General features: G+C 68.7%; 13 protein-coding genes and 3 tRNA genes. 13 read left to right on the forward strand and 3 right to left on the reverse strand.

What is annotated here, in order from left to right; all coding sequences use genetic code 11:
* The first annotated feature begins 43 nt into the window (after nucleotides 1–43).
* The 9 genes from serA (at nucleotide 44) to EV640_RS08120 (ending at nucleotide 8,685) form a co-directional block, all read left to right on the forward strand.
* Nucleotides 44–1,639, forward strand: a complete 1,596-nt coding sequence (gene serA / locus EV640_RS08080; protein WP_133726223.1) for a phosphoglycerate dehydrogenase — start codon at nucleotides 44–46, stop codon at nucleotides 1,637–1,639.
* A 167-nt stretch (nucleotides 1,640–1,806) separates the two neighbouring features.
* Nucleotides 1,807–3,417, forward strand: coding sequence for a methionine--tRNA ligase (gene metG / locus EV640_RS08085; protein WP_133726224.1), 1,611 nt, complete (start codon nucleotides 1,807–1,809; stop codon nucleotides 3,415–3,417).
* Between the two features lie 116 nt (nucleotides 3,418–3,533).
* Nucleotides 3,534–4,607, forward strand: a complete 1,074-nt coding sequence (locus EV640_RS08090; RefSeq protein ID WP_036474876.1) for a 3-isopropylmalate dehydrogenase — start codon at nucleotides 3,534–3,536, stop codon at nucleotides 4,605–4,607.
* 94 nt (nucleotides 4,608–4,701) lie between these two features.
* The gene (locus tag EV640_RS08095) at nucleotides 4,702–5,775 is read left to right on the forward strand and encodes a branched-chain amino acid aminotransferase (protein ID WP_133726225.1); all 1,074 of its coding nucleotides are present in this window, start codon (nucleotides 4,702–4,704) and stop codon (nucleotides 5,773–5,775) included.
* Between the two features lie 87 nt (nucleotides 5,776–5,862).
* Nucleotides 5,863–6,636: a fumarylacetoacetate hydrolase family protein gene (locus EV640_RS08100; protein ID WP_133726226.1), complete on the forward strand. Its 774-nt coding sequence runs from the start codon at nucleotides 5,863–5,865 to the stop codon at nucleotides 6,634–6,636.
* Nucleotides 6,637–6,644: 8 nt separating this feature from the next.
* Nucleotides 6,645–8,180 carry a glutamate--tRNA ligase gene (gltX, locus tag EV640_RS08105; protein ID WP_036474874.1) on the forward strand — a complete coding sequence of 512 codons (1,536 nt, stop codon included), beginning with the start codon at nucleotides 6,645–6,647 and terminating at the stop codon, nucleotides 8,178–8,180.
* Between the two features lie 121 nt (nucleotides 8,181–8,301).
* Nucleotides 8,302–8,373: transfer RNA gene (locus EV640_RS08110), tRNA-Gln, on the forward strand.
* Between the two features lie 71 nt (nucleotides 8,374–8,444).
* Nucleotides 8,445–8,517 (forward strand) — tRNA-Glu (locus tag EV640_RS08115).
* A 92-nt stretch (nucleotides 8,518–8,609) separates the two neighbouring features.
* Nucleotides 8,610–8,685, forward strand: a tRNA-Glu gene (locus EV640_RS08120).
* Between the two features lie 148 nt (nucleotides 8,686–8,833).
* Here the strand turns inward: EV640_RS08120 and EV640_RS08125 are convergent.
* Together EV640_RS08125 and EV640_RS13875 are read right to left on the reverse strand one after the other, a co-directional pair.
* On the reverse strand, nucleotides 8,834–9,367 hold the full coding sequence (locus tag EV640_RS08125) for a DUF421 domain-containing protein (protein ID WP_036477993.1): 534 nt from the start codon (nucleotides 9,365–9,367) through the stop codon (nucleotides 8,834–8,836).
* Between the two features lie 25 nt (nucleotides 9,368–9,392).
* On the reverse strand, nucleotides 9,393–9,812 hold the full coding sequence (locus EV640_RS13875; RefSeq protein WP_036477990.1) for a class F sortase: 420 nt from the start codon (nucleotides 9,810–9,812) through the stop codon (nucleotides 9,393–9,395).
* Here EV640_RS13875 and EV640_RS13880 point away from each other — a divergent pair.
* The gene (locus EV640_RS13880; protein WP_243832267.1) at nucleotides 9,796–10,116 is read left to right on the forward strand and encodes a hypothetical protein; all 321 of its coding nucleotides are present in this window, start codon (nucleotides 9,796–9,798) and stop codon (nucleotides 10,114–10,116) included. The genes EV640_RS13875 and EV640_RS13880 overlap by 17 nt on opposite strands.
* 10 nt (nucleotides 10,117–10,126) lie before the next feature.
* On the opposite strand, the gene EV640_RS08135 is transcribed toward EV640_RS13880, so the two are convergent.
* Entirely contained in the window at nucleotides 10,127–10,843 is a 717-nt protein-coding gene (locus EV640_RS08135; RefSeq protein WP_243832268.1) for a CHRD domain-containing protein, read from the reverse strand.
* Between the two features lie 212 nt (nucleotides 10,844–11,055).
* On the opposite strand from EV640_RS08135, the gene EV640_RS08140 reads away from it, so the two are divergent.
* Genes EV640_RS08140 through thiL form a run of 3 tightly spaced genes read left to right on the forward strand, consistent with a single transcriptional unit; the run spans nucleotide 11,056 to nucleotide 13,705 of the window.
* Nucleotides 11,056–11,598, forward strand: coding sequence for a sigma-70 family RNA polymerase sigma factor (locus EV640_RS08140; protein WP_133726228.1), 543 nt, complete (start codon nucleotides 11,056–11,058; stop codon nucleotides 11,596–11,598).
* Nucleotides 11,595–12,605 (forward strand): hypothetical protein, encoded by a 1,011-nt coding sequence (locus EV640_RS08145; protein WP_133726229.1) that lies wholly within the window; start codon nucleotides 11,595–11,597, stop codon nucleotides 12,603–12,605. The genes EV640_RS08140 and EV640_RS08145 overlap by 4 nt, the downstream gene beginning before the upstream one ends.
* 5 nt (nucleotides 12,606–12,610) lie before the next feature.
* Nucleotides 12,611–13,705: a thiamine-phosphate kinase gene (thiL, locus tag EV640_RS08150; RefSeq protein WP_133726230.1), complete on the forward strand. Its 1,095-nt coding sequence runs from the start codon at nucleotides 12,611–12,613 to the stop codon at nucleotides 13,703–13,705.

Raw genomic sequence — 13,705 nt, forward strand, 5'->3', positions numbered from 1 at the left:
CGTGACCACCCGAACCACGAAGCGCCAGCAGAAGAAGGACATTGTGAGCACTCACCGCCCCGTCGTCGTACTTGCCGAAGAACTCTCACCCGCCACTGTCGAGGCACTGGGACCGGACTTTGAGATCCGCCAGTCCGACGGAACCGATCGCGAGCGGCTCTTCGCCGACCTCGCCGACGCCGAGGCCATCATGGTGCGCTCGGCCACCCAGGTCGACGCCGAGGTGCTCTCCCACGCCAAGAAGCTCAAGGTCGTGGCCCGGGCCGGGGTGGGACTGGACAACGTCGACATCAAGGCCGCCACCGCGGCCGGCGTGATGGTCGTCAACGCCCCGACCTCGAACATCACCTCCGCCGCGGAGCTCACCTGCGCCCACATCCTGGGCCTAGCCCGGCACATCTCCCCGGCCCACCAGGCGCTGCGCGACGGCGCCTGGAAGCGCTCGAAGTACTCCGGCGTGGAACTCGCCGAGAAGACCCTCGGCGTGATCGGTCTGGGCCGGATCGGCGGTCTCGTGGCCGAGCGGATGAAGGCCTTCGACATGGAGATCATCGCCTACGACCCCTACGTCACCTCCGCCCGGGCCCACCAGCTCGGCGCTCAGCTGGTCACCTTGGAGGAGCTCTACGCGAAGTCCGACGTGATCACCATCCACATGCCCAAGACCCCCGAGACCTTAGGCATGCTCAACACCGCGGCCTTCGCGAAGATGAAGGACACCGCCTTCGTGGTCAACGTCGCCCGCGGCGGGTTGATCGACGAGGCCGACCTGGAGCAGGCCCTGGCCGAGGGCACCATCGGCGGCGCCGCAGTGGACGTCTTCGCCACCGAGCCCTCCACCGACCTGCCCTTCTTCACCCGCGAGAACGTGGTGGTCACCCCGCACCTGGGCGCCTCCACCGCCGAGGCCCAGGAGAAGGCCGGAGTCTCCGTGGCGAAGTCGGTGCGCCTGGCCCTGGCCGGCGAGCTGGTCCCGGACGCGGTCAATGTCGCCGGCGGCGCCATCGACGAGCTGGTCCGCCCAGGCATCCCGCTGATCGAGAAGCTCGGCCGGATCCTCAACGCCCTGGCCACCGACGCCTTCACCGATATCGAGACCGAGGCCGCCGGTGAGATCGCCGAGCTCGACGTCTCCGCGCTGCAGCTCGCAGCGCTCAAAGGCCTGTTCACCGACGTGGTCTCGGAGCAGGTGTCCTACGTCAACGCCCCGGTGCTCGCCGAGCAGCGCGGAATCTCCACCCGGCTGACCACCACCACCGAGGTGGAGGACTACCGCAACGCGCTCACCGTGCGCGGCGCCACCAGCTCCGGGACCAACCTGGAGGTCCGCGGCACGCTCACCGGGCCCAAGCAGATCCAGAAGATCGTCGGGATCAACGGCTACGACCTGGAGATCGCGCTCACCGAGCATCTGGTGGTGCTCGAATACGCCGACCGCCCCGGCGTGGTCGGCGCCCTCGGCCGGATCCTGGGGGAGCACCAGGTCAACATCGCCGGCATGCAGGTCTCGCAGAACACCAAGGAAGGCCGCGCGCTGGCCGTGCTCGCCATCGACGCCGCGCTGCCCGCCGGGGTGCTCGACGCGATCAACTCCGAGGTCCAGGCCAACCTGGCCGCCGAGGTGGACCTCGAGGACTGAGCTGCGCGGTTCTCACCCGGTGCAGGTCTGCGGCCCAGACCTGCACCGGGCACCCGCCCAGACCTGCACCGGGCACCCGCCCAGACCTGCACCGGGCACCCACCCAGACCTGCACCGGGCACCCGCCCAGACCTGCACCGGGCACCCACGTGGGGTAAATTCCTAGGGTGACTTCTTCCAAGCCCCCGTTCTACATCACCACGGCGATCCATTACCCCAATGGAGAACCGCATATCGGCCACGCCTACGAGGTCATCGCCTCCGATGTGATGGCGCGCTTCAAGCGCCTCGACGGACACGAGACCTACTTCCTCACCGGCACCGATGAGCACGGGCAGAAGATGCAGCAGACCGCGCAGAGCCTCGGGCTCTCCACCCGGGAGCTCGCCGATCGCAATGCGGCCGTGTTCCAGGCCATGGACGACGAGGTCGCCGGGATCTCCTATGACCGGTTCATCCGCACCACGGACGAGGATCACTACGCGGCCTCCACCGCCATCTGGCGGCGCATGGTCGAGGCCGGGGACATCTACCTGGACAAGTACGCCGGGTGGTACTCGGTGCGTGACGAGCGGTTCTACTCCGAGGACGAGACCGAGCTCGACGCGGCAGGGGAGCGCCTCGCCGCCGAGACCCAGACCCCGGTGACCTGGACCGAAGAAGAGTCCTACTTCTTCCGGCTCTCGAAGTACCAGCAGCCGCTGCTCGACTTCTTCCGCGACAACCCGAGCTTCGGTGCGCCGCGAAGCCGGTTCAACGAGGTCATCCGATTCGTCGAGGGCGGGCTGGAGGATCTCGCGATCTCCCGGACCACCTTCGACTGGGGCGTCCCGGTGCCCAAGGATCTCACCGCGGATCAGACCAGCCTGGACCACGTGATGTACGTCTGGGTGGACGCGCTGACCAACTACCTCACCGGCGTCGGGTTCCCCGACACCGAGTCCGAGAGCTTCACAAAGTTCTGGCCCGCCGACGTTCATGTCATCGGCAAGGACATCTCCCGGTTCCACTGCATCTTCTGGCCGGCGTTCCTGATGAGCGCGCAGCTCGAGCTGCCCAAGCGGGTGATGATCCACGGCTTCCTGAACAACGCCGGGGAGAAGATGTCCAAGTCCGTGGGCAACGTGGTGGCCCCCGCCGACTGGGTCGCCGAATACGGGCTCGACGCCGTCCGGTTCTTCCTGCTGCGAGAGTTCCCCTTCGGCGCCGACGGCTCCTACACCCATGAGGCCGTGGTCGGCCGGAAGAACTCCGACCTGGCGAACAACCTGGGCAACCTCGCGCAGCGCTCGCTCTCGATGATCGCGAAGAACTGCGAGGAGAAGGTCCCGCAGCCCGGCGAGCGCACCGCCGCCGACCGCCGGATCCTGGCCCAGGCCGATGAGCTGCTGGAGATCAGCCGGGAGGCCTATGACCAGCAGGACTTCCACCGCGCACTGGAGCGGACCTGGTTCGTCCTGGGCGAGGCCAACGCGTACTTCGCCGAGCAGGAGCCCTGGAAGCTCAAGAAGACCGACCTCTCGAGGATGAACACGGTGCTCTTCGTGACCGCGGAGGTCCTGCGCAAGGTCGCGCTGCTCGCCCAGCCGGTGATGCCGGAGTCGGCCACGCAGCTGCTGGACGCGCTGAACGTCGAGGCAGGAGGCGACGCCGGGAGGACCAACGACTCCGGGACCGGCCCGCGCAGCTTCGAGGCCTTCCACGCCGAGCTCGTCCCAGGCACCGTGCTGGCCAAGCCCACCCCGATCTTCCCCCGCCATGAGGAGAAGACCGACTGAGCCGGGGCTGATCCCCGGCCTGGCTGGCCTGGACTGCCATGCCGGGGCGGTCTCAGATGCTGAGAGGCCGTGGCGCAGTTCCCATCCCTGCGATGCCCAGCACATAGAGTGACGCTATGGCTGAGAACACATTTGACATCGCAGTAATCGGCGGCGACGGCATCGGACCAGAGGTGGTCGCCGAGGCCCGGAAGGTGCTCGACGCCGCCCTGGCCTCCGAGAGCGCCGAGTTCACCTACACGGAGTATTCCCTGGGTGCTGAGCACTGGCTCACCACCGGGGAGACCCTCACCGAAGAGACCCTGCAGGCGCTGCGCGGGCACGACGCGATCCTCTTCGGCGCCGTCGGCGCGGATCCGCTGGACACCCGGGTGCCCTCGGGGATCATCGAGCGCGAACTGCTGCTGGGCCTGCGGTTCAACCTCGACCACTGCGTGAACCTGCGCCCCACCCGCTCCTACCCCGGGGTGGTCTCCCCGCTGCGCGGGGTGGACGAGGCGAACCCGATCGACTTCCTCGTGGTCCGGGAGGGCACCGAGGGTCCCTACGCCGGCAACGGCGGACTGCTGCGCCGCGGCACCGACGCGGAGATCGCGACCGAGGTCTCGGTCAACACCGCCTATGGCGTGCGCCGCGTGGTCGAGGACGCCTTCCACCGCGCCCAGGCCCGGGATAAGCACCTGACCCTGGTGCACAAGAACAACGTGCTCACCTATTCCGGTGACCTCTGGACCCGGACCACGGCGGCCGTGGCCGAGTCCTTCCCCGAGGTCCGCTGGGACTACCTGCACGTCGACGCCGCCACCATCCACATGGTCAGCAACCCGCAGCGCTTCGACGTGATCGTCACCGACAACCTCTTCGGCGATATCCTCACCGACCTGGCCCCGGCCATCACCGGCGGCATCGGCCTCGCGGCCTCGGCCTCGATCAACACCGCCGGCACCGCCCCGTCGATGTTCGAACCCGTTCACGGCTCCGCTCCGGACATCGCCGGCAAGGCGATCGCCGATCCCACCGCGGCCGTGCTCTCTGCGGTGTTGATGCTCGATCACCTGGGTCTCGGCGATGCCGCGGCCCGCGTGGAGACCGCAGTCCATGCCCAGCTGAACCAGTGGGCGCAGGACGGCGCCTCCGGGCTGAGCACCAGCCAGCGCGGCGACGCCTTCGTGGCGCGGCTCAACCGCTGACGCCTGCCGGGCGCCCGGGGGCCGGTCTCGTAGAGTAGGGCACGAGACTCGTATCCGCCGGGCGCATCTGCCCGTGCACACCCGAAAGGTCACCATGACGTTCCATCACACCCCCCATCCGACGCCCACCACAGCCGATCGGCTGAAGGAGATCCTGGCGAACCCGGGATTCGGGACCCACTTCACCGATCACACCTCGGTGATCGACTGGACCTCAGAGGACGGTTGGGACAACGCCCGGGTGGAGCCCTACGGGCCGATCTCCCTGGACCCCGCCGCCGCGGTGCTGCACTACGCCCAGGAGATCTTCGAAGGCATGAAGGCCTACCGCCACTCCGACGGCGGGATCTACAGCTTCCGCCCGCTGGAGAACGCCAGGCGGCTCAATCGCTCGGCCGTGCGCATGGCGCTGCCCGAGCTCCCCGAGGAGCTCTTCATCGAATCCCTCGAGGCGCTGGTCGCGACCGATCAGGACTGGGTCCCCAACGGCGACGGCGAGGCGCTCTACCTGCGGCCCTTCATGTTCGCCTCCGAGGCCTTCCTCGGGGTCCGGCCGGCCAAGGCCGTGTCCTACCGGGTGATCGCCTCCCCGGCCGGGAACTACTTCGGCGGCGAGCTCAAGCCGGTGCGCATCTGGGTCTCCCGGGACTACATCCGCGCCGCACCCGGCGGGACCGGCGCGGCGAAGACCGGCGGCAACTACGCCGGCTCCCTGGCCGCCCAGCAGCAGGCCACCGCCAAGGGCTGCGACCAGGTGCTCTTCCTGGACCCGCTGCGCGAGAACGCCATCGAGGAGCTCGGCGGCATGAACGTCTTCCTGGTGACCGCCGACAACCGGCTCATCACCCCGGCGCTGACCGGCACGATCCTGGAGGGCATCACCCGCGCCTCGGTGATCCAGCTGGCCAAGGACCGTGGCATGGAGGTCGAAGAGCGTCAGGTCACCCTGGAGGAGTGGGACGCCGGGATCACCGACGGCAGCATCACCGAAGCCTTCGCCTGCGGCACCGCCGCCGTGATCACCCCGATCGGGGAGCTGCTCGACGGCGAGCGCAGCATCGCCTCCGCCGGGACCGGGGAGACCACCCTGGCGCTGCGCGAGGAGCTGCTGGGCATCCAGACCGGCGCGGTCGAGGATCGTCACGGCTGGATGCACCGCCTGGCCTGAGCGGCCACGCAGCATCCGCAGCGCTGAACCGCAGGACAACTGAACAGCTGAAGAACGTGCAATGCGCGTGGGCGATAGAGTTGGCCCATGCGCATTGCACGTTTTGTCACCGACGCCGAACCCTCCTACGGTCTTGTCACCGGGGGAGAGGGCGAAGAAACCATCATCCAGCTCAACGGAGACCCCTTCTATCAGGGGATCCAGCAGACCGAGACCACCCATCGCCTGGAAGACGTCCGGCTGGTCGCCCCGATCATCCCGCGCTCGAAGGTGATCGGAGTGGGCCGCAACTACGCCGACCACGTCAAGGAGATGGGCAGCGAGACCCCGGTCTCCCCGCTGCTGTTCCTGATCCCCAACACCGCCGTGGTGGGACCCAACGAGCCGGTCACGCTGCCCTCCTTCTCCGAGGAGATCAGCTACGAGACTGAGCTCGCCGTCGTCATCGGGCGCATCTGTAAGGACGTGCCGGTGGATCGGGTCGAGGAGGTCATCTTCGGCTACACCGTGGCCAACGACCTCACCGCCCGCGACGCCCAGCGCACCGACGGCCAGTGGGCCCGGGCCAAGGGCTTCGACGGCTCCACCCCGCTGGGCCCCTGGATCGAGACCGACCTCGAGCCCGAAGGGCTCCGGATCTCCGGGCGGCTCAACGGCGAGACCGTTCAGGACGGCTCGACCTCCGAGATGATCTTCGGCGTGGCCGAGCTCATCGCCTACATCTCCCAGGCCTTCACCCTGCTCCCGGGCGACGTGATCCTCACCGGCACCCCGGCCGGCGTCGGACTGCTGCGCGCCGGAGACCGCTTCGAGGCGGACATCGAAGGCATCGGCACACTCGTCAACCACTTCAGGAACTGATTCCCCCTATGACTGCCACAGCTGCACCGTCCACCGAGATCCCCGCCGTGGACCCTTCCACCCCGGTCCGGGTCCGGTTCTGCCCCTCACCCACCGGCACCCCGCACGTCGGGCTGATCCGCACCGCCTTGTTCAACTGGGCCTACGCCCGGCACACCGGCGGCAAGATGGTCTTCCGGATCGAAGACACCGACACCGCCCGGGACTCCGAGGAGTCCTACCAGCAGCTGCTGGAGGCGTTGCGCTGGCTCGGGATCGACTGGGACGAAGGCGCCGAGACCGGCGGCCCGCACGCGCCCTACCGACAGTCCCAGCGCGGCGAGTTCTACGCCGAGGTGCTGGCGAAGCTGCTGGACGCCGGATTCATCTACGAGGCCTTCTCCACCCCCGAGGAGGTCGAGGCCCGCCATGTCTCCGCCGGCCGGGACCCGAAGCTGGGCTACGACGGCTTCGACCGGACGTTGAGCCAGGAACAGATCGCCGCCTACCGGGCCGAGGGTCGCGAACCGGTGCTGCGCTTCCGGATGCCCGATGCGGACATCAGCTTCACCGACGTCGTGCGCGGGGAGATCACCTTCGGCGCCGGCTCCACCCCGGACTTCGTGGTGGCCCGCGCCAACGGCCAGCCGCTCTACACCCTGGTCAACCCGGTGGACGACGCCGCCATGGAGATCACCCACGTGCTGCGCGGCGAGGACCTGCTCTCCTCCACCCCGCGCCAGGTGGCGCTCTACCGGGCGCTGCACGCGATCGGCGTGGCCAAGCACATGCCGGTCTTCGGCCACCTGCCCTATGTGATGGGGGAGGGCAATAAGAAGCTCTCGAAGCGGGACCCGGAGTCGAACCTGTTCCACCACCGGGACCGCGGCTTCATCCCCGAGGGACTGCTGAACTACCTGGCTCTGCTGGGCTGGTCGCTCTCGGCCGAGGAGGACATCTTCACCGTGGAGCAGCTCATCGAGCACTTCGACGTCACCAACGTGCTGGCGAACCCGGCGCGCTTCGACGTGAAGAAGGCCGAGGCGATCAACGGCACCCATATCCGCCGCCTGGAGGCCACCGACTTCCGCGACCGGCTGGTGCCCTACCTGCAGGCCAGGGGCCTGCTGGGCGAGCAGCTGACGCCGGCACAGGCCGCTGTGCTCGACGGCGCGGCCCCGCTGGTCCAGGAGCGCATCGCGCTGCTCGACGAGGGCGCTGACATGATGGCGTTCCTGTTCACCGAGGACGCCGAGCTGGCCATCGAGGACAAGGCCTTCAGCGGACTCGGTGATCAGGTCTTCGAGACCCTCGACGCCTCCATCGCGGCGCTGAGCGAGATCGAGGAGCCCCGGTGGAACACCGAGGTGATCGAGTCTGCGCTGCGCGAGGCGCTGCTGGAGGGGCTCGCGCTCAAGCCCCGGAAGGCCTTCGGCTCGGTGCGCTCGGCGATCTCCGGACGCCGGGTCTCCCCGCCCCTGTTCGAGTCCATGGAGCTGCTGGGACGCGAGTCCTCGCTGAGCCGGCTGCGCCGGTTCCGCGAACTCTTCGCCGCTCGCGGCTGATCCCCGCCACACCCGGTGGCGCCCGGTTCATTTTGTGCTTGGGCGCCACCAGTGTGTATAGTTATCTCCCGTTGCTCGGCGTGAAAATCTTACCGGTGCGACCGCGTTGACAAGCGAATATTGGGCTATGGTGTAATTGGCAACACAGCGGTTTCTGGTACCGTCGTTCTAGGTTCGAGTCCTAGTAGCCCAGCGAAGACCCGCATGTGGTCTTTAACACAGCACGACCGGCCCTCGGCGACGGGGGCCAAAGCTATGAAATCCGGCCCCATCGTATAGCGGCCTAGTACGCTGCCCTCTCACGGCGGTAACGCGGGTTCGAATCCCGCTGGGGTCACGGTCGTAGGACCCTCGAGCTCCTCGGAGCCCGGGGGACCTATATTCCACACTGCAGGACCCTCCCGTTCATCGGGAGGCATAACTCGATAAGGCCCCATCGTATAGCGGCCTAGTACGCTGCCCTCTCACGGCGGTAACGCGGGTTCGAATCCCGCTGGGGTCACCACAGGTGACGAAGAAGAAGCGCCCGGTCCTCCAAGGACCGGGCGCTTCTTCTTTCCCCCCGTTGAGGGGCGGATTCTCCGTGCATCTCATGGGCTTTTCGGCTCAAAGTGCTCGGAGAATCCGCCCCTCAACGTGAAGGGGAGGGTGGGTCAGTCGACTTCGGCGTCGCCGGTGAACTTCAGGACCGAGGAGGAGTCGTCGAGCTCGGCGTTGCCGATGACCACCAGGCCGCCGTTCTGCTCCAGGATCACCGCGGAGACCTCCTTGAGCGAGCCGCGCGAGGAGGAGCGCACCGCGGTGTGGATATCGTCCTCCACCAGCTGGTGCTTACGCAGTGCCTTGCGCTGGAACTTGCCCTCGTAATAGATCAGCACCGGGGGTGCATCCAGCAGCCGGCGCATCTTCGGCGAACGGCCGCGCAGCCAGGCCATGATCCACTGCAGCAGCACCAGCAGCAGAACGGTCAGGATCGCCTGGCTCAGCGGCACATCCACCGCGGTCAGGGTGCGTCCGAAGGCTGAGCCGATCGTGACAGCGACGATGAAGTCCAGCGGCGTCATCGAGGCCATGGTCCGCGGCCCGGAGAGCCGGAGGATGATCAGCAGCGCGATGTAGCCTGCGGTGAGCGTGATGACGGTGTGGATGATGGGATCCCACCCGTCCCAGAATTGAGTCATGTCCATCGGGCGACCCTGTCACCTCGAGGGATCAGTGTCCACCGGGATCATCCACCGGCACCGCGAACACGATGTGGTTGTCCTCGTGGCTTCCTGCCTCGACGTCGAAGAGCCCTGTGCAGGTGATCAGTCGCAGCTCGTCCTCCGGCTGCGCGCCGAAGACCTCCCGGGTGGGGAAGTCGTCCTTGGCGAAGACCTCGGTGCGCTCGACCCGGTAGTGATGGACCTGGCCCTCGGCGTCGGTGACGGCTACCTCGTCCCCGGATTCCATCTCCACCAGACGGTGGAACACCGCGGGGCCGGTGGTGGAGTCCAGATGCCCGGCCAGCACGGTGGGGCCGCGCCCGCCGGGCATGCCGCCGCCTTCGAACCAGCCGACCTCGCTGTAGTCCTCGGGGACTTCCATGGTCCCGTCCTGCGCGATGCCGAGATCGATGAGCGACTCCTCCACGTCGATGGACGGGATGCTCACCGCCGCCGGCCGGACCCCGTTCGGCGCCGCGGTCGGGCTCGAGGGTGGGATGCTCGAGGGTGCGGCGCTCGGTGCCGCGGAGCTGGGCTGCGGAGAGCTCGAGCTGGGCCGCGGCGAGCTGGAGGGGGCGCTGGGGGTCGATGCCTGCGCCGACTCGGTTGAATCCGAGGACGACGTCGCCGCCTCACCCGCGGCGCCGCAGGCGCCCAGGCTCAGCCCGAGCGCCAGGGCGGCGGCCACCCCGAGGGGCAGCCGCCGGACCCTGACCTCGACCCGCCGGTGAGGGCTTCGGATCATGCGTTCTGGTTGCGCCGAATCAGCATGAAGGCGCTGGCGCCGGCCAGAGCGAGCACGCCGGCCCCGGCGAAGACGCCGATCTGGCTGGAGGACTGCTGCATGCCGCCGCCGCCGGTCTCCACGCCGTCCAGCGGAACCTGCATCAGCTGGCCGCGGACCACACCGTCGGCGAACTCCTCGGTGTGGGAGTCTGCGGTGAAGCCGGCGGGGTCGGCCTCGATCTCGGCCAGGCTGAAGCCCTCGCCGGTGTCGGCATCGTCGTCGCCCTCGACGCCGGTCATGAACGGTCCGGCCATGCAGCCGGTGGAGGTGCGCGGCTCGTCACCGATCGGGGCTGGGTCCGGGAAGGCCAGGCGCGGAGGCCCGGGCTCGCCCGCGGCGGCCTCGTGGATGTGGGTGGCGGTCAGAGCCGGGCTCTCGTAGCCGCCGGTGACGCCTTCGAGTGTGATCTCGTAACAGATGACCTCTTCCTCTGAATTGATCCAGAACATGAAGTCGCCCGTCGCGCCCTCTTCACCCGGTGAGACCTCGCCGTCGGAGTTGATGACCTCATCCGGAGTCGCCATGACCGTGTAGGCGCTGGTGAACTCCTCGGGCCACTCGACCTCGGTGCCAGCTTCGGTGCTGGCCTGTGCCATCGTCGGCGAGAGCAGCAACACCGCTGCACCCAGAGTTGCGCCGGCGCCGATGGTTCTGCGTCGTTGTGTCATCATCCGTGGTGACTCCTTCGAGAGCGTTGGTTTACCGAATTTCGGCCCACCACTAAGTAATACGTAGCAGAGGCCTTTGGCGTTCACCGTTTCTCGAATTATTTTCGTCTCACACATCTCACACGTCTCACGCATGCCGCCAGGTCCGGGATGTGTATCGTAGAACCGAATTCTGCAGCCCTCGACGTACCGTTCGAGGGCTCCGACAAGGACTGATGGAGGTGGCTGAGCGGATGCGGACCGAACGGCACACCACCGTCGCAGTGCCGAGCATCGAGTCTGCCTACGATCAGCACAGCGCGGCGCTGTTCGGATTCGCGGCCAACGCGCTGCAGGACCACGGGGCCGCCGAGGAATGCGTCCAGGAGACCTTCGTGCGGGCCTGGCAGGCCTTGGACCGCTTCGATCCGGCCCGTTCAAGTCTGCGCAACTGGCTCTTCGCCATCGCTCGGAACGTGGTGCGGGATGAGTCCCGCGCCCGACGGCGCATCCCGATCCCGATGGAGCCAGAGATCACAGCGCCTGAGGCCTCAGATCTGAACACCACGGATCCCACCGAGACTATGCTTCTGGTCGAGGCGCTGGGAATGATCAGCCCCGAACACAGCCAGTCGGTCATCGCGGTGCACGTGCTCGGGTTCACCTACGCTGAACTCTCCGAGTCGCTGCAGGTGCCGGTGACCACCCTGCGCACGCGGAACTACTACGGACTGCGCGCTCTGCGCCGCGCGATGGAAGAGATGGAGGCTGAGTCATGAGCACACACCACGACGACGCCGACCCACGTCCTGGCTCCGGACCCGCTTCCGCCTCCGCAGTCGATCGTCGCGCCGAGCTGCTCGGCGCCGCATCCGCCCATGACCTCAGCCCGGCCGAGAGCCAGGAGCTGGACGCGATGTGCGCCCAGGATCTCGAGCTTGCCCGAGAGCTGAGCGAACTGCGTGAGCTCAGCAGCGCGCTGCGCGGCAACCTCGGTTCCTGGACCACTATGACTCCACCTCCGAGCCTGCGCGAGCAGGTGATCGCCAAGGTCCATGCCCCGCAGGCGTCAACAGAGGGAGCCTCGGCAGCCGCGTCCAGGCCGGCAGCAACGTCCCGAAAGTCACCCGCGTCCCGAAAGTCACCCGCCTCCCGACAGTCACCCGCGGACGCAGGTTCACACGCCTCCTCACCGGTGCCCGAGGACCCCGCTCGGCAGCCCCCCGCCCGGCACACCCTCGCCTCCGACCCTGCTTCTACCCCCGGCTCCGCCCCCACCCCAGCATCGAACCCAAGCGGCCGGGCCCGGCTGCGCCAGAGCCTCGCGCTGGCCGCCTGCGTGGCGATCGGCGTGGTCGGCACCATGGGTGTGCAGGCGATCCTGGACCCCGACGAGGCCGCCCTTGACGAGGCTGCCCCCGGCGAGCCCGCCGACGGGCTCGTGGCCGAGGAGCCGCTCGGTCCGCCCGGCGAGCTCGGCGCGCAGGAACCGGTGAGCTTCAGTGATCCAGGGGCCGGTGTCGAGGTCGATGGGGCCCTGGTCGCGCACACCTGGGGCACCGAGACGGTCCTGGAGATCGACGGACTCGCCCCCGGAGAGGCCTTCACCGTGGTCCTGGTCGGCGCCGACGGTGACGAGATCGAGTCCGGTTCCTTCCTGGGCTCCGAGGTCCCCGTGGACTGCCGGATGAACGGGGCGGTGATGCGTGAAGACGTGCAACGCCTGGAGATCCGCGACGACGCCGGCCAGGCGATCACGGCCGCGGCGCTACCCGAAGTCGACTGAGCCGCATGTCGACTGACCCAGCCCCGCGCAGCGTGGGGGAGTCCGGTGAGGAGGCGGTCCTCGCCGTCATCGTCGAGGAGCTCGGCGAGCTCCACCGCGCCGGCACCGACCTGGCCGCGCTCACTGTGCCCGCCGGCGACGACGCGGCGGTGCTGGAGCTGCCCGAGGACGGCGCCCCGGCGCGCATCCTGCTGAGCACCGACACGCTGAGCCAGGACCAGGACTTCCGGCCCGGATGGTGGACCCCGCAGCAGCAGGGCGCCCCGATGGGCCGCGCCGTCGGGCTCAAGGCCGCCGCACAGAACCTCTCTGACCTCAACGCCATGGCCGCGACCCCGATCGCGCTGTTGGTCAGCCTCACGCTCCCCGCGACCACCTCGCTGGACTGGGTGCGCGGGTTCTACCGCGGGCTCGCCGAGGCGGTGCGTCGCGAGGGTGCCGAGCACTGCCACATCGCAGGCGGGGACCTCGGCTCCGGACCCGGCATCTCGGTGACCCTGACCGCCGTCGGCCGGCTGCCGGCCGGGCATGCGCCGCTGCGCCGCAACGGTGCCCGGCCCGGAGATCAGCTCGCCGTCTCGGGCCCGCTGGGCGCGGCCGCGGCCGGACTGGCGCTGCTCGAGGTCGGTCATCCGTGCCCCGGGCCGGAGCTTTCCAGGCTGCGTGACGCCCAGATCGCTCCGGCTCCTAGGCTGCGCACCGGCGCCCAGGCGCTGCGCTGCGGGGCCACCGCCGGGCTGGACCTCTCCGACGGGCTGCTGCGCGACGCCGGACGGCTCGCCCGCGCCTCGGCCGTGCGGGTCCGTCTGGATCAGGCCGCGCTCACCGAACAGGCCGCCGCGCTGCTCCCGGCGGCCGCGGCCCTGGGGCTTCCGGAGGCGCAGGCGCAGGCCGAGGCGCTGCGCTGGGTCGCCGCCGGGGGAGAGGACTACGAGCTGCTGGCCAGCTTCGGCGCCGAGGCGAGGCTGCCGGAGGGGTTCATCAAGGTGGGGGAGATCCTCGAGTGCGCCGAACACGCGGGATCAGACGCCGATGGCGCCCGCGAGGTTCTCCTCACGGGCGCCATCGATGATCAGGGATGGGATTCGCTGCAGGGCTGA

This window comes from Nesterenkonia aurantiaca (assembly GCF_004364585.1).
Classification (GTDB): Bacteria; Actinomycetota; Actinomycetes; order Actinomycetales; family Micrococcaceae; genus Nesterenkonia; species Nesterenkonia aurantiaca.